At 62.0% G+C, this 19,407-nt stretch carries 13 protein-coding genes, 1 pseudogene and 1 riboswitch; of the genes and pseudogenes, 7 read left to right on the forward strand and 7 right to left on the reverse strand.

Translation table 11 applies throughout. The annotated features are described in order from the left end of the window. The first annotated feature begins 86 nt into the window (after window positions 1-86). Both F7R20_RS14155 and F7R20_RS14160 read left to right on the forward strand, forming a co-directional pair. Entirely contained in the window at window positions 87-1,082 is a 996-nt protein-coding gene (locus F7R20_RS14155) for a TRAP transporter substrate-binding protein (RefSeq protein WP_003197900.1), read from the forward strand. Window positions 1,083-1,218: 136 nt separating this feature from the next. Beyond that, window positions 1,219-3,123 (forward strand): alkaline phosphatase D family protein, encoded by a 1,905-nt coding sequence (locus tag F7R20_RS14160; protein WP_003197897.1) that lies wholly within the window; start codon window positions 1,219-1,221, stop codon window positions 3,121-3,123. A 132-nt stretch (window positions 3,124-3,255) separates the two neighbouring features. Here F7R20_RS14160 and F7R20_RS14165 read toward each other — a convergent pair whose 3' ends face one another. The 6 genes from F7R20_RS14165 to F7R20_RS14190 all read right to left on the reverse strand — a co-directional run bounded on the left by F7R20_RS14165 (window position 3,256) and on the right by F7R20_RS14190 (window position 12,981). Further along, complete coding sequence (locus F7R20_RS14165; protein WP_003197896.1) at window positions 3,256-3,756, reverse strand: methylated-DNA--[protein]-cysteine S-methyltransferase; 501 nt, start codon at window positions 3,754-3,756, stop codon at window positions 3,256-3,258. A gap of 83 nt (window positions 3,757-3,839) precedes the next feature. Beyond that, window positions 3,840-6,575, reverse strand: a complete 2,736-nt coding sequence (locus F7R20_RS14170) for a LuxR C-terminal-related transcriptional regulator (protein ID WP_003197893.1) — start codon at window positions 6,573-6,575, stop codon at window positions 3,840-3,842. Between the two features lie 359 nt (window positions 6,576-6,934). Further along, window positions 6,935-8,299 (reverse strand): DUF1329 domain-containing protein, encoded by a 1,365-nt coding sequence (locus F7R20_RS14175; protein ID WP_003197892.1) that lies wholly within the window; start codon window positions 8,297-8,299, stop codon window positions 6,935-6,937. Between the two features lie 25 nt (window positions 8,300-8,324). Continuing rightward, window positions 8,325-10,181, reverse strand: coding sequence for a DUF1302 domain-containing protein (locus tag F7R20_RS14180; RefSeq protein WP_003197889.1), 1,857 nt, complete (start codon window positions 10,179-10,181; stop codon window positions 8,325-8,327). A gap of 331 nt (window positions 10,182-10,512) precedes the next feature. Continuing rightward, on the reverse strand, window positions 10,513-12,195 hold the full coding sequence (locus F7R20_RS14185) for a fatty acid--CoA ligase (protein ID WP_003197887.1): 1,683 nt from the start codon (window positions 12,193-12,195) through the stop codon (window positions 10,513-10,515). 156 nt (window positions 12,196-12,351) lie between these two features. Further along, a complete protein-coding gene (locus tag F7R20_RS14190; RefSeq protein ID WP_003197884.1) occupies window positions 12,352-12,981 on the reverse strand; it encodes a LysE family translocator in 630 nt (209 codons plus the stop codon). Window positions 12,982-13,125: 144 nt separating this feature from the next. Between F7R20_RS14190 and F7R20_RS14195 the strand changes: the two genes are divergently transcribed. The 3 genes from F7R20_RS14195 to F7R20_RS14205 all read left to right on the forward strand — a co-directional run bounded on the left by F7R20_RS14195 (window position 13,126) and on the right by F7R20_RS14205 (window position 15,968). Continuing rightward, window positions 13,126-14,091 (forward strand): 2-hydroxyacid dehydrogenase, encoded by a 966-nt coding sequence (locus F7R20_RS14195; protein WP_003197883.1) that lies wholly within the window; start codon window positions 13,126-13,128, stop codon window positions 14,089-14,091. Between the two features lie 33 nt (window positions 14,092-14,124). Further along, complete coding sequence (locus F7R20_RS14200) at window positions 14,125-15,123, forward strand: class I SAM-dependent methyltransferase (RefSeq protein ID WP_003197881.1); 999 nt, start codon at window positions 14,125-14,127, stop codon at window positions 15,121-15,123. A gap of 49 nt (window positions 15,124-15,172) precedes the next feature. Further along, window positions 15,173-15,295: riboswitch (yybP-ykoY riboswitch) on the forward strand. 88 nt (window positions 15,296-15,383) lie between these two features. Beyond that, window positions 15,384-15,968 carry a TMEM165/GDT1 family protein gene (locus F7R20_RS14205; protein WP_003197879.1) on the forward strand — a complete coding sequence of 195 codons (585 nt, stop codon included), beginning with the start codon at window positions 15,384-15,386 and terminating at the stop codon, window positions 15,966-15,968. Between the two features lie 126 nt (window positions 15,969-16,094). Here the strand turns inward: F7R20_RS14205 and F7R20_RS14210 are convergent, their stop codons facing one another. Continuing rightward, window positions 16,095-16,910, reverse strand: coding sequence for a M48 family metallopeptidase (locus tag F7R20_RS14210; protein WP_003197877.1), 816 nt, complete (start codon window positions 16,908-16,910; stop codon window positions 16,095-16,097). Between the two features lie 1,298 nt (window positions 16,911-18,208). Between F7R20_RS14210 and F7R20_RS32295 the strand changes: the two are divergent. After that, window positions 18,209-18,409 (forward strand): annotated as a pseudogene (locus F7R20_RS32295) (HAMP domain-containing protein); the annotation flags it as partial. A gap of 114 nt (window positions 18,410-18,523) precedes the next feature. Further along, window positions 18,524-19,267 (forward strand): methyl-accepting chemotaxis protein, encoded by a 744-nt coding sequence (locus F7R20_RS32300; RefSeq protein ID WP_373366792.1) that lies wholly within the window; start codon window positions 18,524-18,526, stop codon window positions 19,265-19,267. The last annotated feature ends 140 nt before the right edge of the window (window positions 19,268-19,407 follow it).

Raw genomic sequence — 19,407 nt, forward strand, 5'->3', positions numbered from 1 at the left:
GAGCGAAGGCACTGGCTCATCACTCCGCAGGTGCAGCTCCTGGTGTGGTTAATGCACCGTCGACACATGCATAAGGAAATCCGGCAATGCTCAAACCTATGTGGATAACGCTCGCCTGTACCCTGGCCTTCAGTGCGTTGGGCACGGCCACGGCGGCGGAACCGATCGTGATCAAGTTTTCCCATGTCGTGGCCGAACAAACGCCCAAAGGCCAGGGCGCGTTGATGTTCAAGAAGCTCGTGGATGAACGACTGGCGGGCAAGGTGAAGGTGGAGGTGTACCCAAACTCCACGCTGTATGGCGATGACAAGGAGCTGGAGGCCTTGCTCCTCGGGGAAGTGCAGATCATTGCGCGGTCGCTGGCCAAGTTCGATCAGTACACCAAGTCGGTGCAGTTGTTCGACTTGCCCTTCCTGTTCAACGACATCGCCGCCGTGGACCGTTTCCAGCGCAGCCCCGAGGGCCAGAAGCTGCTCAAGTCCATGGAAAGCAAGAACATCACCGGCCTGGCCTATTGGCACAACGGCATGAAGCAGCTATCGGCCAACAAGCCGCTGCGCACCCCCGAGGATGCCCGCGGCCTGGCGTTCCGGATACAGACCTCCGCGGTGCTGCAGGAACAGTTCCAGGCCGTGGGCGCCAAGGCGCAACCGATGATCTTCTCGGTGGTGTACCAGGCTTTGCGCACCGGTCTGGTCAACGGCACGGAAAACACCTATTCGAACTTCTACAACCAGAAACTCAATGAAGTGCAGAAATACGTCACCGAGTCCAACCACGGCATACTCGACTACATGCTGATCACCACCTCGGACTTCTGGAACGGCCTGCCGCCGGATATCCGCAGCGAACTGGACAAGATCGTGGTCGAATCCACCGCCCATGCCAACCAGGAAGCGGAGCGATTCAACCAGCAGGACAAGCAGCATGTGCTGGACGCCAAGACCACCGAGATCATTACCCTCACACCAGAGCAGCGTAACGCCTGGCGCGAAAAAATGAAGCCGGTGTGGGCGAAGTTTGAACAGGAGATCGGGCCGGACCTGATCAAGGCGGCTGAGGCTTCCAACAAGGCCCAGTGATGTAACAAGGTATATGGCGAGGGAGCAGGCTCCCTCGCCACAAAAGCGGTCATCCACGTTGAATCCACCGTCCCCAGCAACCCGGCACATTGCGTTATGATCCCCGCCTCTCCCTGAACAGAGCTTTTACTCGCGAATGCTGCCGTCCACCGCCGATACCACCGCCCTGCCCGCCGTCCTGGTCGGCCCACTGTTGCGACGGCTGGAGCCCTCGCGGCTGGTGATGTGGCTGGTGGGTACGCGAGCATTGGCGTTGACGTTGCGCGTGGCCGGCGTGGGCGATCGTGCACTGGATGCGACGTGCTGCACCGTGGTGCCGGTGGGGCAGCAGGCTTTTGTACACCTGATCGATGTACGGCTCGACAGCCCCCTGCCCCGGGACGTGACGATTGACTACGACTTGCTGTTGGACAGCGCGCCCATCGCCGAATGGGCGCCGCATCTGCTGTATGACGGCGCACCGTGCCCGAATTTCATGTTGCATTCGCGCATCGAGCAGCTGGTCCACGGCTCTTGCCGCAAACCCCACTACCCAGCCAACGACGGCCTGCTCTGCGTCGACCGGCTGCTGGCGCAAACCCCGGAGCAGCGCCCGGCATTGCTGATGATGAGCGGCGACCAGGTCTATGCCGACGACGTCGCCGGGCCCATGTTGCGGGCGATTCATGCGCTGATCGAACGCTTGGGGCTGTTCGAGGAATGCCTGGACGGTGCCGTGGTGGAAGACAGCGCCAAGCTCTATCAGCACCCGGCCAGTTATTACCATCGTGCCGATTTGCTGCCGGCACTTGAGAGTAACGAAACCCTGCGCGAGCGATTTTTCGGCGGGGCCCGCAAGCCGATTTTCACCAGCAGCAGCGCCGACAATCACCTGGTGACTTTCGCCGAGGTCATGGCGATGTACCTGCTGGTGTGGTCACCCGTGCCTTGGACGCTGATCACGGTGCAACCGCCCGAACTGACCGTCGAACGGCGCCAGCGCTACGACCTGGAACAGCAGCGCATCGATGCGTTCAAGACCGGGCTGGGCGGTGTGGCGCGGATGTTTGCGCACCTGTCGTGCCTGATGATTTTCGACGACCACGACATTACCGATGACTGGAACCTGTCTGCGCAGTGGGAGGAAACGGCCTACGGCCATCCGTTCTCCAAACGCATCATCGGTAATGCGTTGATCGCCTACATGCTCTGCCAGGGCTGGGGCAACAACCCGGATGCCTTCGCTGACGTGCTCCCGCAAACCTTGGCCCTGAGCGACACCGCCCGAGATCGTTACCTCGACAGCGAACCCCAGGACCAACTGATCGACACCCTGCTGGCTTTCCAGCAATGGCATTACGTGCTGCCGAGCACCCCGGCCCTGGTGGTGCTCGACACCCGCACCCGCCGCTGGCGCAGCGAGAACAACCTCAAGCAGCCTTCCGGCCTGCTGGATTGGGAAGCCCTGAGCGAGTTGCAGCAGGAGTTGTTGGATCACCCGTCGGCGATCATCGTCTCACCGGCACCGATCTTCGGTGTGAAGCTGATCGAGACTGTGCAGCGGGTGTTCAGTTGGTGCGGTTATCCGCTGCTGGTGGATGCGGAAAACTGGATGGCCCATCGCGGCGCTGCCCAGGTGATCCTGAATATTTTCCGCCACTCGCGTACGCCCGGTAATTACGTGGTGCTGTCCGGGGACGTGCATTATTCCTTCGTTTACGAAGTATTGATCCCACACCGCAAGGGCGGTCCGCGTATCTGGCAGATCACCAGCAGTGGCATCAAGAATGAATTTCCGCCTGCGCTGCTGGAATGGTTCGATCGCCTGAATCGCTGGCTCTACTCGCCGCGCTCGCCCTTGAATTGGTTCACCAAGCGCCGCAGCATGCGCATCGTCCCCCACACCCCGGAACACGCCGAAGCCGGTGAGCGGCTGTGGAACAGCGCAGGCATTGGCCAGGTGTTCTTCAATGAACAGGGCCAGCCCACGAAGATCTACCAGCACAACGCCAACGGCCAACCGCCGACGCGCATGCGGCCTCCCAAATCCCCACCAGCCTGAAACCTGTGGGAGCGGATGCAAAAACACCTGTGGGAGCGAGCTTGCTCGCGATGACGGCGGCATGATCAGTATTTTCGCAAGCTGACACTCCGCTATCGCGAGCAAGGTCGCTTCCACAGGGAAGTCGGCAGGTCAGAACGCCAATTGCAGGCTCTGCTGACCTTCAAGGCTGAGCAGCAGCTGCTTCGCCGCCAGGCCGCCAGCGAAGCCGGTAAGGCTGCCGGAACTGCCGATGACGCGGTGGCATGGGGCGATGATCGAGATGGGGTTGCGGCCATTGGCGGCGCCAACCGCCCGAACCGCCGTCGGTTGGCCAATCTGGATGGCGATGTCGCGGTAGCTGCGGGTTTCGCCGAAAGGGATGGTCAACAGGGCTTGCCAGACGCGGATCTGGAAATCAGTCCCTGCGAAGTCCAGCTTCAGCTCGAAACGACGGCGCTGGCCGGCGAAGTATTCCAGCAACTGACGCTCGGTTTCCTTGAGGACCGGGTGCTGGGTGTCCTCCTCCAAAGGCCCCAGCCGCACCCGATTGAGCCGCTCGTTTTCCCAGAGGATGGCCGCCAGCCGTGTCTCCCGGGCGACGAGGATCAGTTGGCCGACGGGGGATTGGATGGTTTTGTAGAGGGGCAACATCGAAGGATTCCTTGTCAAAGCCTTTGTGGCGAGGGAGCTTGCTCCCTCGCCACAGGGGGTTCTCACCGCTCCCAAAATCTCGCTCAACCCAACAACCCCAACGCCTTCGCCCGCGCCACCGCCTGGGTGCGGCGCTCGACGCCGAGTTTGCTGTTGATGTGACTGGCGTGGGTCTTGACGGTGTGCAGCGAGATAAACAACTGCTCGCTGATTTCCTGGTTTGAGCAGCCTTGGGCAATCAACTGCAACACCGCCCGCTCGCGACTGCTGAGGGTTTCGACCGGCGCCGCTGGGTCGGCAGGCTGGGCCACCGTCGAGGGCAGGCGTTCGAGCAGGTGCTCGCGCAAGGTACTGGGCGGTGCCTGCAGCAGCTGTTCGCGCAACCATTCACGGTGCTCGCCGAACAACCACTCGAAAGGCTGCAATACCCCGCCGCTGGCGGCTTCGAAAGCCTGGGCCAGGGTGCGACGGGCTTCGGGTTCACGCCCGATGCTCAGCAGCAAGGCGACTTTCTGGTTGAGCGCCATCACGCTGAGCATCTGCCGGCCACTTTGCTGACCATGTTCAAGCAAGGCATCGAGCCGCCCTTGCGCGAGTATCGGTTGGCCTCGGATGGACTCCAGCACCGCCTGTTGCAATTCGACATGCAGCGGCAGTTGCGGGTGGAATTCCGGTGGTGCGGCGGCCCGTTCGCCCGTGTAGGTCTGGCCCAACCGGGCCAACCAGGCTTCGGCCAGGTCGGTGCGGCCCTGGGCCAACCAGAGTTCGCACTTAACCAGGGTGATCATCGCCAGATAGTAGATCGGCGGAACATCCCAGATATGCATCAGGCGCTCGGCTTCAGCCAGTTCGGCGAAGGCCCGGGCGAACTCGCCACTGTAGCCTTCGATACGCGCGATCACGCAATGACCGATCAGCACGCTGATGTCGCGGCAGGCACGGGCCTCGGTGAGGCCCGCCTGCAGCCGCGTAAGGCCGGCCTGGGGCTGCATGCGCAAGGTCAGCAAAAAACCTTCGTACATGATCAAGCGCGCCCGTACCGCATAAAGCCGCTGGGGCGACAGCTTGTGCAAACGTTGCAGGCCCTGGTGCACTTCATCCAGCGCCCGCAGTATCTCCCCCCGTGCCTGCAGGACCCGGGCACGATCATAATGGGCCAAAGCCTCGAACAGTGGATTACCGACCCGCTGCGCCAGCTCCAGGGAATCACGGTTCAGGTTCCGGGCGCGCCACAGGTCGCCGTCGGCAATCGCCAGGTTCGACAGTGTGGACAGGCACATCAGGCGCTGGCCGTAGCGTTTTTGCGGCAGGCTCTCCAAAGCTTCGCTGCAATACCGCACGGTGGCCTCGCGGTCGCCCCGGCCACGGGCGACGATCCCGCTCAGGGCCAGCCATTGGGCGAGCATGGATTTTTGCGCTGTGGCCGAGGGAGCCGGCAGGAAACGACTCAAGTGCGCCGCCAGCTCTTCGGCAGCGTCCAACTGGCAGGCCAGCCCCAACGCCCAGCTGTAGAGCACGATCAGCCGCGGGGTGCTGATGAGCAGGCTGTCGGGCAAGTCCATTTTCCAGCGCAGCAACATGCCGACGTTCTGCTCGGCCAGCAGTTGCTCCTCCGAGAGGTTCTGCACCAGGTTCGCCGCCACGTCCAGGTGCCCGGCCCGCAGCGCCTGCTCCACAGCTTCGTCGATCAGGCCCTGGGCGTTGAACCAGCGGCAGGCTCGCAAGTGCAGGGTCGCGGCCGGGACCATGGCCGGTGCGCTGGGGCGACTGCGCAGCAGGTCGGAAAACAGATGGTGGTATCGGTACCAATGGCCGTGCTCGTCCAGCGGCACCAGGAACACCTGGTGGGCCGCCAGGTAACGCAGGATTTCGGCGCTGTCGTGGGCCTCGCGCACGGCGTCGCACAGTTCGCTGCAAAAGCGTTCCTGAGGGGCCGTGTCGTAGAGAAATGCCTGCACCTCGGCGGGTAGGCAGTCGATGACCTCTTCAAGCAGATAATCGCGAATCAGCCCTTCGCCGCCGTGCAAGGCCTGGGGCAGCAGGCCTTCGGTACCGGCTTCGGAGGCGGCCAGCAACCAGAAACGCAGCCCGGCCACCCAACCTTCGCTGCGCTGGATAAGGTTTTCCAGCGCCTCACCGCGCAACGAACTGCTGTGGTGCTGGAGCAGGGTCAAGGCTTCGTCATGGGTCAGGCGCAGGTCCTGCTCATTGAGTTCGAGCAGTTGCCGCGACAGGCGCAAGCGCGCCAAATGCCAATCCGGCCGCTGGCGGCTGGTGACAAGGACCAGCAACCCGTCGGGCAGGTGATTGAGGAAAAATTGCAGGCAGCGATCCAGCACCGGGCTTTGGGCCAGGTGGTAATCGTCGAGCACCAGCAGCAAGGGCTCATGGGGCGATAAGTGCGTGGACAGTTCGTCCAGCAGGCCATCGAGCCATTCTTCGAAAGCAAAGGGTTGATGACGCTGACGCATTTTCAGCAGCCCCAGGGCCCGACCGCCCAGTTGCGGGAAAAACGCCTGGAGCCCTTCGAGCAACCGTTCCAGGAAGCGGCCGGGATCGTTGTCCCGGGCGCTGAGCCCCAGCCAGAGGCTTTGCCAATGGGCCGGCAGGCTCTGGCAGAACTCCACCGCCAGGGAGCTTTTACCGAACCCCGCCGGGGCACTGACCAACAGCAACCTGCCTGCGAGCCCTGCGCTCAAACGCTCGCACAACCGGGGCCGCACGACATGGCCGTCGGGCAAGGGCGGGCGGTAGAAACGCCCGTCCTGTACCGCGATGGCTGCGCGGGCAGAATCCGGAAGTGAAGACAAATCAGTCATGGCCGGCTCTTGTTGGAATGCGGGTGGCGGCGTTGCAGATGTCCGCAGACTAGCGGTAAACGAGGAGGTATTGAAGGGAGTGCTACAAATGGCTACAAAAAGACTACACGCCGACCGACTTGAAAAAACTTAGGCAGCCACCGCTCTTGTGGCGAGGGAGCTTGCTCCCGCTGGGTTGCGAAGCAACCCCCAAAGGCAGCGACTGCGTTGTACCTGACACAATGAGAAGGCTGGTTTGGGGCTGCTGCGCAGCCCAGCGGGAGCAAGCTCCCTCGCCACAGGGGGGTTGTGTTGCTCAAAAAAAACGCCCCGAACCAGTCGGGGCGTTTCTTCGAGGATGCGGCCTCGGGTAAAGCGGTTTAGCGGATGCCGTCCTGACGCAGGGCGTTCGGGGTGAAATCGGCGGTGGTGGCGGTGAAGCCGAAGTCGTAGGCCGATTTCTCTTCGTTCTTCATGCCCAGTGCCAGGTAGCGGCCGGACTGCAGGTCGTAGAGGGTTTCCAGGGCGTACCACGGCACTTGCTTGTCGTAGTAGTTCTCGGCATGGGCCTCGGCCACGCGCCACAGTTGGCCACGGCCGTCGTAATGGTCAATCACCGCAGCTTGCCAGGTGTCTTCATCGATGAAGAAGTCACGCTTGGCGTAGATGTGGCGCTGGCCTTCCTTCAGCGTCGCGGTCACGTGCCAGACACGACGCAGCTCGTAGCGTGCCAGGTCCTGGTTGATGTGGCCGGCCTTGAGGATGTCGGCGTACTTGAGTTGCGGCGAATCGATCTTGTAGCTGTTGGAGGCGATGTACAGCTCTTTCTTGCCTTCCAGCTTCCAGTCGTAGCGGTCCGGCGCGCCGTTGTACATGTCCAGGTTGTCGGAGGTACGCAGGCCGTCGGCGGCGGTACCCGGGCCGTCGTAGGACACTTGCGGGGCACGGCGCACACGACGCTGGCCGGCGTTGTAGACCCACGCCGAACGCGGCTCCTTCACTTGGTCGAGGGTTTCGTGCACCAACAGCACGCCACCGGCCAGGCGCGCCGGCGCGGTCACTTGCTGCTTGAAGTAGAACAGGATGTTGCCAGGGTTGGCCGGATCGAAGTCCTTCATCTTGTCGCGGAACACGAACTGGTCGCGGAAATACACCAGGCTGTACGAACCGTTGGGCTGTGGGGTGGCCTGGGTGACCAGACGCGTCACGCTACCGCCGCGATAACGAGTGATGTGGTTCCAGATGACTTCCACGCCGCTCTGGGGAATCGGGAACGGCACGGCCGTCTCGAAGTTCTCCAGGCCGTTGCCGCCGGAGACCAGCTTGGTGTTGACCGCGTTTTTCTTGATGGAGGCGAACACCTCGTCCGGCACGGTGGCACCGCGATGGGTCGGATAGACCGGCATCTTGAAGGTTTCCGGGTAACGCTTGAACATCGCGTACTGGCCCGGCGCGAGCTTGTCCTTGTACTGGTCGACGTTCTGCGCGGTGATGGTGAACAGCGGTTTTTCACTGGCGTATGGGTCGGCGAGGAAGCCCTTGCTGTCCACGGAACCGGCATTCTTGGCCATGGGTTTCCAGGCCGAGATCGAGCCGTCGGCATTGCCGGCCATCTCGGCGCCCATCGGCGTCAGGCTCTTGCCGAGTTTATCGGCCTCGGCGGCGGGCACTGCCGCCATGACGCTGGCAGCCAGCAGGGACAGCCCCAGAACACCGGCCTGCAACAGATTCTTTGTTATTTTCATAGTGTGTCGTCCTGAAATTCGGTGCTTAGAAGGTCACGCCGACGCTGAGCGCCAGGAAGTCACGATCGTCCACAGTGCTGAAGTCGCCACCAAAGAAGTTGGTGTAGGCCAGGCTGGCGTTGTAGGTGTTCTGGTACTCGGCATCCAGCCCGAGGCTGACGGCTTTTCGGCCTTCTTCGAAGTTGCCGCCAGGGCCTGGCGAGTAGCCTTTGACGTCATGGGACCAGGCCACGTTGGGCTTGAGGTTCACGCCGGCGAAGACGTCCGGGTATTCCCAGATGGCGCGCGCACGGTAGCCCCAGGAGGTGGAAGTGGTGAAGCCGTCGTTGTTGCAGTTGCTGTTCACGTCGTTGATGGTCTGGCCGCCACCCGACGCAGTAGAGGTATTGAGCGAGTTACAGAAACCGTTGGGCAGCTCGCCCGGCCCGAACACCGGATCGCGGCCGTAGCGTGCGTCGGATTTGCTCTCCAGGCCACCGACATGGGTCACCCCGATTTCGCCCACCAGGGTCAAGCGGCTGGCGCCCATGACCTGGTCCAGGAAGTGAGTGAACGTGGTCTGGAACTGAGTGATCTCTTTACGGCGATAGCCATGCAGGTCCTGGCCTGGCGTGCCCTGAAGCACCGATGCATCGCCAAAACCGGGAAGCGGCGTCACACCGGCGAAGAGAATGTCAGTGGTGCTCAGTTGCACTGGCGCATTCGGGCGATAGCTGATCTCACCGCTCCACGCCGTGCCGGTAGGCAGTGTCGTGGAGAAACTCAGGCCATAGAGACGGATGTCTTCCGGGTATTCGACGAAGTAGTTGGAGTTACCTGCCACGATCAGAGGACGCAGTGCCGCGATTGGCCCCGCGGTGTAGAACTGCTGCGCAGCCCCCTGGGCACTGAAAATCGGCGCACGACTGTGGTAGTTCATGAAGTAGGCGCCGAACTCGGTGTCCAGCGGTTCGAACATGTACTTCAACGATGCGCCCCACTGGCCGCTGTCGCGGGCATCGCGGTCCGGACCACGGCGTACCAGCACGCCTTCTTCATTGATATCGACACCCTGGCCTTCCAATATTGGAAGAATGACGCCCGGCAGCGGAATGGTCGAACGCTTGTTCAGCACCCGCAGGTTATCGGTACACCCATCGGCAATCACATCCGGCTGGGAGAAGAACGTACCGCAGTTATCCACCACGGTCTGGTCCCACTCCAACTGGTAGAACGCCTCGGCCGACAGATTGTCGGTCAGGCTCTGGGAGACGTAGAACATGTTGACCGGGATCAGGCCTTCCTTGATCTCGGCACCAGGACGACGGAACGCGGACACGTCGACCGGGTTGATGGAGTTGATGCCGCCCTGGATGAAGGTACTTTCACCCCAGCTGACCACCTGCTTGCCCAGACGGACCGAACCCGGCTGATCGGCGATGGCGTAGTTGTGGTAGACGAATGCATCGAGGATCTGTCCGCCGGAGGACTTGGCGCCTTCCTTGCGGTTGTTGTCACTGATGTCCTTGTACAGGCGGCTTTCGTCCTTGAGTTCGAAGTCGTACCAGTACTTGCCGCGCACGAACACGCCGGTATCGCCGTACTTCAGTTCCAAGTCATGGATGCCCTTGAAGATCTTCGAGAAGGTTTCCCCTCGTTTGAAGTTCAAGTGGCCGTCATCGGAGGTCTGCGACAAACCCTTGCCGCCATTGTTGACACCGATCAGGTCCTTGTTGGCGTTGGCCGTGGACCAGCTCGCACCGACCGACAGGGACGAGTCGAACTGGCCTTCGATTTCACCGATGTTGAAACTGACGCCGAATGCTGGCCCGGCGAGCGAAGAGGCGAGACTGACCGCCAGAGGCAGTTTTGCCCGGCGCCAGAACGTGGTTGCTGAGGTCATCGACGCTACTCCATGTGCATTATTGTTATGGCAGTGGACATTTCAAGAACACCTCGATGGCTGGGAGCGGCAGCGTCCCGACATCCGTCGAAGTCGCATCGCCCTTTCGTGCGTGCGCCCCGTTCCTGAGAATCCGTGAGCGGACTATAGCCAGCAGGTAGTACGGCTTGATCCCTCTAAAGTGTGATTTGCAGCCCTCAACCACTCTGGAACAGTCCTTTCGCCAGGCCGACAGGTGTCGGCACGGCAAGGATGGCTGAAATTTGCGGTTTGACAAGTCAAGCGCTTGCTTGGTGGGGCTGCCGTGCCCTTTCGGGCACGGCAAAAAGGCCTAAAGCGTGGAGAGGAAGGTGCTGTTGTTGCTCTGCCATTCGGTGATGTCGACGCGGATGCGCTTTTTGTCGAGCTTGCCGACGCTGGTCTTGGGAATTTCCGTAACAAGGGCTATCTGGCTCGGGATCGCCCACTTGCTCAAGTGCCCCAGCTCGACGAACGGCTTGAGGTGTTCCTTGAGTTCACGAGCCCCGATCTGATGCCCTTCGCGAATCACCAGCAGGGCAAACGGCCGCTCACCCCACTGCGGATCGGGAATGCCGACCACTGCTACTTCGCGTACCGCCACGTGACGGCTGATGAGGTCTTCCAGGTCCAGGGAGGAGATCCATTCGCCACCGGTCTTGATCACGTCCTTGATGCGATCACGGATGTCGATGAAGCCCATGTTATCCAGCGTGGCGACGTCACCGGTGTGCAGCCAGCCTCCGGCCCAGAGCTCGGCGCCCTTCTGCGGCTCGTTGAAATAGCCCTCGGTGAGCCAAGGCGCGCGCAGCACCAGTTCGCCCTGGGTCTCGCCGTCGGCCGGCAGGAAGCGCCCTTCGGTGTCGACGATCGCCGCCTCCACCAGCGGACCCGGCACACCGGCCTTGATCCGGTAGGTGGTGCGTTCGTCTTCGCTGCCGGCCATCAGTTCATCGTTGAGGTGGGCACAGGACACCAACGGGCCGGTTTCCGACATGCCATAGGCGGCAGTGAGCTGGATGCCCCGCGCCTTGGCCGCTTCGTAGAGGCTGCGATTCAGGGCGCTGCCACCGATGACGATTTTCCAACCGCCGAAATCGGTGTCCTGGGCCCCCTTGGCATTGAGGACCATTTGCAGGATGGTCGGCACGCAATGGGAAAAGGTGACCTTTTCCTTGCGCCACAACTGGACCAGGAATTCGGGGTCGTAGCGGCCCGGGTAGACCTGCTTGAGCCCGAGCATGGTCGCGACATAGGGCAGGCCCCAGGCGTGGACATGGAACATCGGCGTGATGGGCATGTACACGTCGTTGGTGCCCAGCAGCCGCACGCTGTCGATAGACCCCATGATGGTCGCCACGCCCATGGTGTGCAGCACCAGTTGCCGATGGGTGAAGTACACGCCCTTGGGGTTGCCCGTGGTGCCGGTGGTATAGAACGTGGTGGCGACGGAGTTTTCGTCGAAATCCTGGAAGTCGTAGGTGGGGGCGGCGGCGGCCAGCAGTTGCTCGTATTCACCCACCAGGTTCGGCAGGTCGGCGGTTTTCTCCGGCAGGTCGGTCAGCAGCAGGGTCTTGTCCACCGTGGTCAGGTGCCCGGCAATCGCCTGGTACAAGCCGACGAACTCGCTGTTGACCAGCACGAAGCGGTCCTCGGCGTGGTTCATGGTGTAGAGGATCTGTTCCGGGGACAGGCGCACATTGATGGTGTGGATCACCGCGCCGATCATCGGAATCGCGAACATGCATTCCAGATAACGATGGCTGTCCCAGTCCATCACCGCCACGGTATCACCGGCCTTGACCCCTGCCTCGGTCAACACGTTGGCCAGCCGCGCGACCCGCTCTATCAGCGTCGGATAGCTGTAGCGCAACTGGTCACGGTAGATGATCTCGCGGGTTTTCTCGTAACGCGTGCCGGACATCAGCAGCCGCTTGATCAGCAGCGGATATTGATAAGCGCCTTCGGCTGGAGGAATAACGCGAGTCTGCAACATAAGAGTCCCTTTTCTGACTGCACGGTCTTGGCTGGAAGTAAGCACTCTAGAGCGCTTATACACTGATCAAATCAGCCAAAGGAATGATTTGATCAGTGGGCAAATACTAGCCTTGAGCCATGTCCAGGACTGTAGGAGCTCCTACACAGAGCGGGATCAGTGCGCCTCGGTAAACGCCAGCTTCACCCCAATGGCGACGAGTACCGCGCCCATGGTCCGGTCGAACCAGTGGCCCATGCGCGCAAAACCGGCGCGCACCCGTTGCTGGCTGAACAGCAGCGCCACCAGGCAGAACCAGGCAGCCGTCGCAACCGCCAGATACACGCCGTAACCGGCCTGGACAGCCAGTGGGGTGTGTGGGTTGATCACCACGGTGAACAGCGACAGGAAAAACAGGGTGGCCTTGGGATTCAGGCCATTGGTGACGAAGCCCGAGGTGAACGCGCCGCGAGGGGTACGTTCACCGGCCTCCTTGTGCAGGTTGTCCTCGGCGGGCTTGGCCGGTTGTGCCCGCAGTGCCTTGAAGCCGATGTACAGCAGATACGCGGCGGCGGCCCATTTCAGCGCGTTGAACAGCACGATCGATTGCGACACGATCAGGCCGATACCCAACAGCGAGTACCCCACATGCAGGAAAATCGCCGTGCCGACGCCCAGCGCCGTCCAGGTCCCGGCACGCCGGCCATGGGTCACGCTTTCACGCACCACCACGGCAAAATCCGGCCCGGGGCTGGCAACGGCCAACAGGTGGATCAGGGCGACGGTGAGGAATTCGGTGAGGTACATGGTGGAGCTCCTTGGCTAACGCAATCTCGAAACAAACATCAACTGTGCAGTGAGGGGGCTGTGTGGGAGCAAAGCTTGCTCCCACACACATCTGATAGGCTCGCCACATTACGCCTTCGGTTCTTCACATAAAAGGTACAGCTGATGACGAACACCGCCCGCGCAGTCTTCCTCGACCACCCTTCCCTGGACCTCGGCGATCTGGACCTGGGCCCGCTGCGCAACTGCTTCAGCGACCTGCAACTGTTCGCCCGGACCACGCCGGACCAGGTCATCGAGCGGCTCAAGGGCGCCACCGTGGCGATCACCAACAAGATCGTGATCGATGCACAGGCCATGGCGGCCAGCCCCGAACTGAAGCTGATCCTGATCAGCGCCACCGGCACCAACAATGTCGACCTGGCCGCCGCCCGCAGCCACGGCATCACCGTGTGCAATTGCCAGGGCTATGGCACACCGTCAGTGGCCCAACATACGATCATGCTGTTGCTGAACCTGGCGACGCGCCTGGCCGATTATCAAAAAGCGGTGGGTGACGGTCGCTGGCAACAGGCTTCGCAGTTCTGCCTGCTGGACTATCCGATTGTCGAACTGGAAGGCAAGACCCTGGGCTTGCTGGGCCATGGTGAATTGGGCAGTGCCGTCGGGCGGCTGGCCGAAGCCTTTGGCATGCGTGTGCTGCTGGGGCAGATCCCCGGGCGCCCGGCCCGCCCCGACCGCTTGCCGCTGGAACAGTTGTTGCCGCAAGTCGATGCGTTGACCCTGCACTGCCCGCTCAATGAGCACACCCGGAACTTCATCGGCGCCCGCGAACTGGCGCTGCTCAAGCCCGGTACATTCGTGGTCAACACCGCCCGTGGCGGCCTGATCGACGAACAGGCCCTGGCCGAAGCCCTGCGCAGCGGTCACTTGGGGGGCGCCGCTACCGACGTGCTCAGCGTGGAGCCACCGACCCAAGGCAACCCGCTGCTGGCCGGCGATATTCCGCGGTTGATCGTCACGCCACATAACGCCTGGGGCAGCCGCGAGGCGCGGCAACGGATCGTCGGGCAAATGAGCGAAAACGCCCAGGGCTTTTTCAGCGGTACAGCGCGGCGTGTCGTCAGTTGATAAACTGCCGCACTTTTTTTCAAGGAGCAGACCATGGATCCGCGCAGTGAAGTACTGCTTCGTCAGGCCGAGTTATTCCAGGGTTCGGTGTTGTTGGCCGGCCTGCCCGCCGATGACCTGCTCGGCCGTTTGCCCGAGGCTCATGGCTGGTGCTGGCATGCTGGAGATCAGGCTGCGCTGGAGGCTCGCTTCCCCGAGCGCAGCCACTTTGGCGTGAACGTACCCGAGCGTGGGTTCGACACGGCCGTGGTGTTCCTGCCCAAGGCCAAGGACCTGACCGACTACATCCTCAACGCCGTGGCGGCGCGCCTGGCCGGGCGCGAGGTGTACCTGGTGGGGGAAAAACGCAGCGGCATCGAAGGCGCGTCCAAGCAGCTCAACCCGTTCGGCAAGCCACGCAAGCTCGACAGCGCGCGGCATTGCCAACTGTGGCAGGTCACCGTCGCCAACGCGCCCGAGGCCACGCCACTGGAAAGCCTGGCCCAGACCTACGAATTACCCCTGGCCGAAGGCCCGCTGAAAGTCATCAGCCTGCCAGGGGTGTTCAGCCATGGTCGCCTGGACCGCGGCAGTGCGCTGCTGTTGGAACACCTGGATAAACTGCCCAGCGGGCATTTGCTGGACTTTGGCTGCGGTGCCGGGGTACTGGGGGCGGCGGTCAAGCGGCGCTATCCGCACAACACCGTCACCCTGTTGGACGTGGACGCATTTGCCGCCGCCAGCAGTCGCCTGACCCTGGCCGCCAACGGCCTGGAGGCCGAGGTGCTGACTGGTGACGGCATCGACGCCGCACCGATGGGCTTGAGCGCGATCCTGAGCAACCCACCATTCCATGTCGGTGTGCACACCGATTACCACGCCACGGAGAATCTGCTGCGAAAAGCGGCCAAACATCTGAAAAATGGCGGCGAACTGCGGCTGGTTGCCAATAGTTTCCTCAAGTACCAGCCACTGATCGAGGAACATCTGGGCGTCTGCGCCATCAAGGCCGAAGGCCAGGGCTTTCGTATCTACCGGGCCAAGCGCGGTTGAAATCTTTTAGGCAACAGCACTTGCTCAATCGGATTTGCCTAGGCAGAATCCGCTCCGTCCTAGGGGAGTAGTCTCCCGCGAGCGCCATGCTCGCCCGGCATACGTCAACATACTTGGTCAGCAGACCATGGCGTATGCGGCCCAAGCGTCCACGCAGATGGTCGCTGGGTTTGACAAGACCTATGACACGCACACCTTACCCGGGGCGGGAAGGCTGTACGTGTCATAGCCGTGTCGACCCGCCCCTTTAGGAATTCCTGATGCTGGACTCACTCCTCGTACCTACCGCTATCGTTGCGCTGGCCGAAATCGGCGACAAGACGCAATTGCTCGCGCTTATCCTGGCCGCTCGCTTTCGCAAACCCTGGCCGATCATCGCCGGCATCATTGCCGCAACACTCGCCAACCACGCAGCCGCCGGGGCAGTGGGGGCCTGGGTCAGCGGATTTTTCTCCAATGCGGTGTTGCACTGGATACTGGCGGCAAGCTTCACGGCCACGGCGCTGTGGACCCTGGTCCCGGACAAACTGGACGATGAGGAAGCAAACACGGCCCGCAAGTTCGGACCGTTCCTGACCACGCTGATTGCGTTCTTCCTGGCGGAAATCGGCGACAAGACGCAGATCGCCACAGTGATGCTCGCCGCGCAATACCCGGAGTTGTGGTTGGTAATCATCGGCACCACCGTGGGCATGTTGATTGCCAACGTGCCAGTGGTCCTGGCGGGCAATTTCGCCGCCGAGAAGCTGCCCCTGACCCTGATCCGCCGCCTGGCCGCCTCGGCATTCTTCGTCCTGGCGATCGTGGCGGTGTACAAGGCGATGCAGAGCAGTGGGTGGGTTTGACCCTGTGTCACACCTTGGGCAGAGGATAACTGTGGGAGCATAGCTTGCTCGCGATAAACGATGACGCGGCCTGATTGACGTCTGCGTCGCCCCTGTCGCGAGCAAGCTTTGCTCCCACAACGATGCTTACTTCTTGGCCTGCTGATAAAGCGGCATCACCTTCGGAATCGCCGCCTGCAACGAAGCGATACGGCTGCTCGAGGACGGGTGGGTGCTCATGAATTCCGGTGGTGCGCCTTCCGAGGCCTTGGCCATCTTGTTCCACAAGGTGATCGCCGCGTTCGGGTCGTAGCCGGCGCGGGCGGCCAGTTCGAGGCCGATCAGGTCGGCTTCGTTCTCGTTGCCGCGGCTGTTGGGCAAGGTCATGCCGTAGTTGGCGACGGTGTCGGCCAACGCCAGGCTGTCCTGGCCCAGGCCGAACAAGGCGCCAGCGCCCTGCTTGGCCATCTCGATGCCATAGGCCTTGGACATCGCTTCGCGCCCGTGCTCGCGCAGGGCGTGGGCGATTTCGTGGCCCATGATCGCGGCGATTTCAGCGTCGGTCAGCTTCAACTGGTCGATCAGGCCGGTGTAGAACATGATCTTGCCGCCAGGACCGCAATTGGCGTTGAGCTCATCGCTCTTGATCAGGTTCACTTCCCAGTTCCACTGCGCCGAATCCGGGCGGAACACAGGTGCCTGGGCGATCAAGCGGTCGGCAATGACCTGGATGCGCTTGGCATCGTTACTGGTCTTGTCCAGCGCGCCCTGGGCTTTCGCCTCACCCATCGTCTTCTGGTAGGACTGGGCGTACATCTGGTTGACCTCATCGGTCGACAGCATGCTGAACATGTACTGCTTGCGTTCCACGCCCACGGCTCCGCCGCTGGTGGTATTGACCGACTGGCAACCGGTGAGCAGCAGAGCCGCGCTCAGAGCACTCACCATCAATGTCTTGTTCATGTAAAAGAAGCTCCCTGGAAACGTGGGCGTATCCTAGGCCTTGATTTGTATCGGCGCCAGATACAGAACGAGGGATTACAGGTTTTTCGGACAGACCCTACACAGTCCATTTGCGACACCCACGCAGCTAAAACAGTCAGCCGACGAACAGCGCCTCATGCCGCGCCACAGAAACGCCGATAACGGCTCCAGACGTCATTTCCGCGTCCGGAGCCTTTATGAAATTCAGATCGATCCAGTTTTCCGTGGCCGCCCTCGCCGGCGCCATTGTGCTCAGCGTGGTGGCCGCCCTTGTGCTGTACGCACTGTTTGCCGGCGCGCGCACCCAGGATATGGTGCAACAGCGGACCAAGGCGCAGTTCGAACAACTCATCGAACAACGCCTCACTGCCCTGGCCCGCACCCAGGCGAGCCTGATCCAGCGGGAACTGGAAGCCCCGCTGCTGCTCGCCCGCGGCCTGGCCACCAGCAACGCCTTGATGGGCATGAACGGCACGGACGGCAACCCGCAATTGAAGGTGCCCCGCGAGCAAATGATCAGCCTGTTGCGCGAAACCGTGGTGCGCAACCCGAAGATCCTCGGTGCCTACATCGCCTGGGAACCGAACGCCATCGACCATGACGACGCCAACTATGTGAACAGCCAGGTGGTGGGCATGGAAACCAACGGGCGTTTCCTGCCGTGGTGGTTCCGTAACCAGGACGGCTCCCTGGGCCTGGAAAAACTCGCCGACGTGACCGACCAGAAACTGCTTTCCACCGGCATCCGCGCCAGTGAGTACTACCTGTGCTCCCAGGACAGCAAGAAAGCCTGCGTGATCGACCCGGCGCCCTATCGCGTGGGCAGCACGATGACCATGCTCGCCTCGTTCATCGAACCGATCATGATCGATGGCAAGTTCCAGGGCATCGTCGGTGCCGACCTGTCGGTGAACTTCATCCAGGACATGCTCGTGGCCGCCGATGGCAAGTTGTACGACGGCGCCGGGGAAATGGCCTTGCTCTCCAGCAACAATCGACTGGTGGCCTTTACCAAGGACCCGAGCAAACTCGGGGAAAAGGCCAGTGACCTGCTGGACGCCAGTGCACTGGATAACCTCGCCAGGCTGGGCGCCGGCGAAGTGCGCTATGACATCGACGAAGAACACGGGCATATCGAGGTGTACATGCCGTTCGGCATCGGCGAGACCAACGCCCGCTGGACGCTGATGTTGCAGCTGCCGCTGAACGCGGTCATGGCCGACCTGCAAGCGCTGCAGAAGGACCTCGACCATCAGCGTCAGGCCGATATCTTCGGCATGGCGATAGTGGGCCTGGTGATTGCCGGCATCGGGCTGCTGGTGATCTGGCTGGTGGGCCACGGCATTGCCCGTCCGCTCAAGCAAATGGTGGCGATGCTCGATGACATCGCCCAGGGCGAAGGCGACCTGACCCGTCGCCTGGTCAGCGACCGCGCCGATGAACTGGGGGCGATCGCCAGGGGCTTCAACACCTTCCTGAGCAAGTTGCAGGGCATGATCACCCAGGTGGTGACCTCGGTGCAGAGCGTCAGCGATTCGTCGGAGCACACCGCCGATATCGCGATCCGCACCAACCAGGGCGTGCACAAGCAGATGTCGGAGATCGATCAGGTCGCCACTGCCGTGCACGAAATGACCGCCACCGCCCAGGACGTGGCCCGCAACGCGACCCAAGCCGCCCAGGCCGCCAGCCATGCAGACCAGGCTGCCAGCCAGGGCATGCAGATCGTGCGGGACACCTCCACCTCCATCGGCGCCCTGGCCGTGGAAATCGGCAAGGCGGTGGGCGTGGTGCAGACCCTGGCCAAGGACAGCGAGAACATCAACGCGATCCTCACCGCCATCCGCGGAATCGCCGAGCAGACCAACCTGCTGGCCCTCAACGCCGCCATCGAAGCCGCCCGGGCCGGTGAACAGGGCCGTGGTTTCGCGGTAGTCGCCGATGAAGTGCGCAACCTGGCGCAGAAGACGCAACAGGCGACCGAAGAGATCCAGACGATGATCCAACAGTTGCAACAAGGCACTCGGGATGTGGTGCAGGTGATGGAAGACAGCCAGAACCGTACCGACGAAAGCGTGCAGCATGCGGCGAAAGCGGCCCAGGCCCTGGAGACGATCACCCAGGCAGTGTCGGTGATCAACGACATGAACACCCAGATCGCCAGCGCCGCCGAGGAACAAAGCGCCGTGGCCGATGACATCAACCGTAACGTGATCAACATCGGGCAAGTAGCGAACGAAGTCGCCAGCGGCGCCGATGAGTCCAGTGCAGCCAGCGCCGGGTTGACCAAACTGGCGGAGCAGCAGCGGCGGTTGATCAATCAGTTCAGGGTCTGATCCAAAGGCCCCATCGCGAGCAAGCTCGCTCCCACAGGGGGGGTAGGCGGTGGCATGCCGATTTGTGAACGCAGCAGAACAACTGTGGGAGCAAAGCTTGCTCGCGATGGCGTCGTCACGGACAACAAAACCGCTATCGC

The organism is Pseudomonas brassicacearum subsp. brassicacearum (genome assembly GCF_008801605.1).
GTDB lineage: Bacteria > Pseudomonadota > Gammaproteobacteria > Pseudomonadales > Pseudomonadaceae > Aquipseudomonas > Aquipseudomonas brassicacearum.

Coding starts and splice junctions, on each gene's coding strand:
- F7R20_RS14190 (WP_003197884.1), bottom strand. CDS start 12,981: ATGTACCTCACCGAATTCCTCACCGTCGCCCTGATCCACCTGTTGGCC.
- F7R20_RS14195 (WP_003197883.1), top strand. CDS start 13,126: ATGACGAACACCGCCCGCGCAGTCTTCCTCGACCACCCTTCCCTGGAC.
- F7R20_RS14200 (WP_003197881.1), top strand. CDS start 14,125: ATGGATCCGCGCAGTGAAGTACTGCTTCGTCAGGCCGAGTTATTCCAG.
- F7R20_RS14175 (WP_003197892.1), bottom strand. CDS start 8,299: ATGAAAATAACAAAGAATCTGTTGCAGGCCGGTGTTCTGGGGCTGTCC.
- F7R20_RS14185 (WP_003197887.1), bottom strand. CDS start 12,195: ATGTTGCAGACTCGCGTTATTCCTCCAGCCGAAGGCGCTTATCAATAT.
- F7R20_RS14165 (WP_003197896.1), bottom strand. CDS start 3,756: ATGTTGCCCCTCTACAAAACCATCCAATCCCCCGTCGGCCAACTGATC.
- F7R20_RS14170 (WP_003197893.1), bottom strand. CDS start 6,575: ATGACTGATTTGTCTTCACTTCCGGATTCTGCCCGCGCAGCCATCGCG.
- F7R20_RS14160 (WP_003197897.1), top strand. CDS start 1,219: ATGCTGCCGTCCACCGCCGATACCACCGCCCTGCCCGCCGTCCTGGTC.
- F7R20_RS14210 (WP_003197877.1), bottom strand. CDS start 16,910: ATGAACAAGACATTGATGGTGAGTGCTCTGAGCGCGGCTCTGCTGCTC.
- F7R20_RS14155 (WP_003197900.1), top strand. CDS start 87: ATGCTCAAACCTATGTGGATAACGCTCGCCTGTACCCTGGCCTTCAGT.
- F7R20_RS14180 (WP_003197889.1), bottom strand. CDS start 10,181: ATGACCTCAGCAACCACGTTCTGGCGCCGGGCAAAACTGCCTCTGGCG.
- F7R20_RS14205 (WP_003197879.1), top strand. CDS start 15,384: ATGCTGGACTCACTCCTCGTACCTACCGCTATCGTTGCGCTGGCCGAA.
- F7R20_RS32300 (WP_373366792.1), top strand. CDS start 18,524: ATGTCGGAGATCGATCAGGTCGCCACTGCCGTGCACGAAATGACCGCC.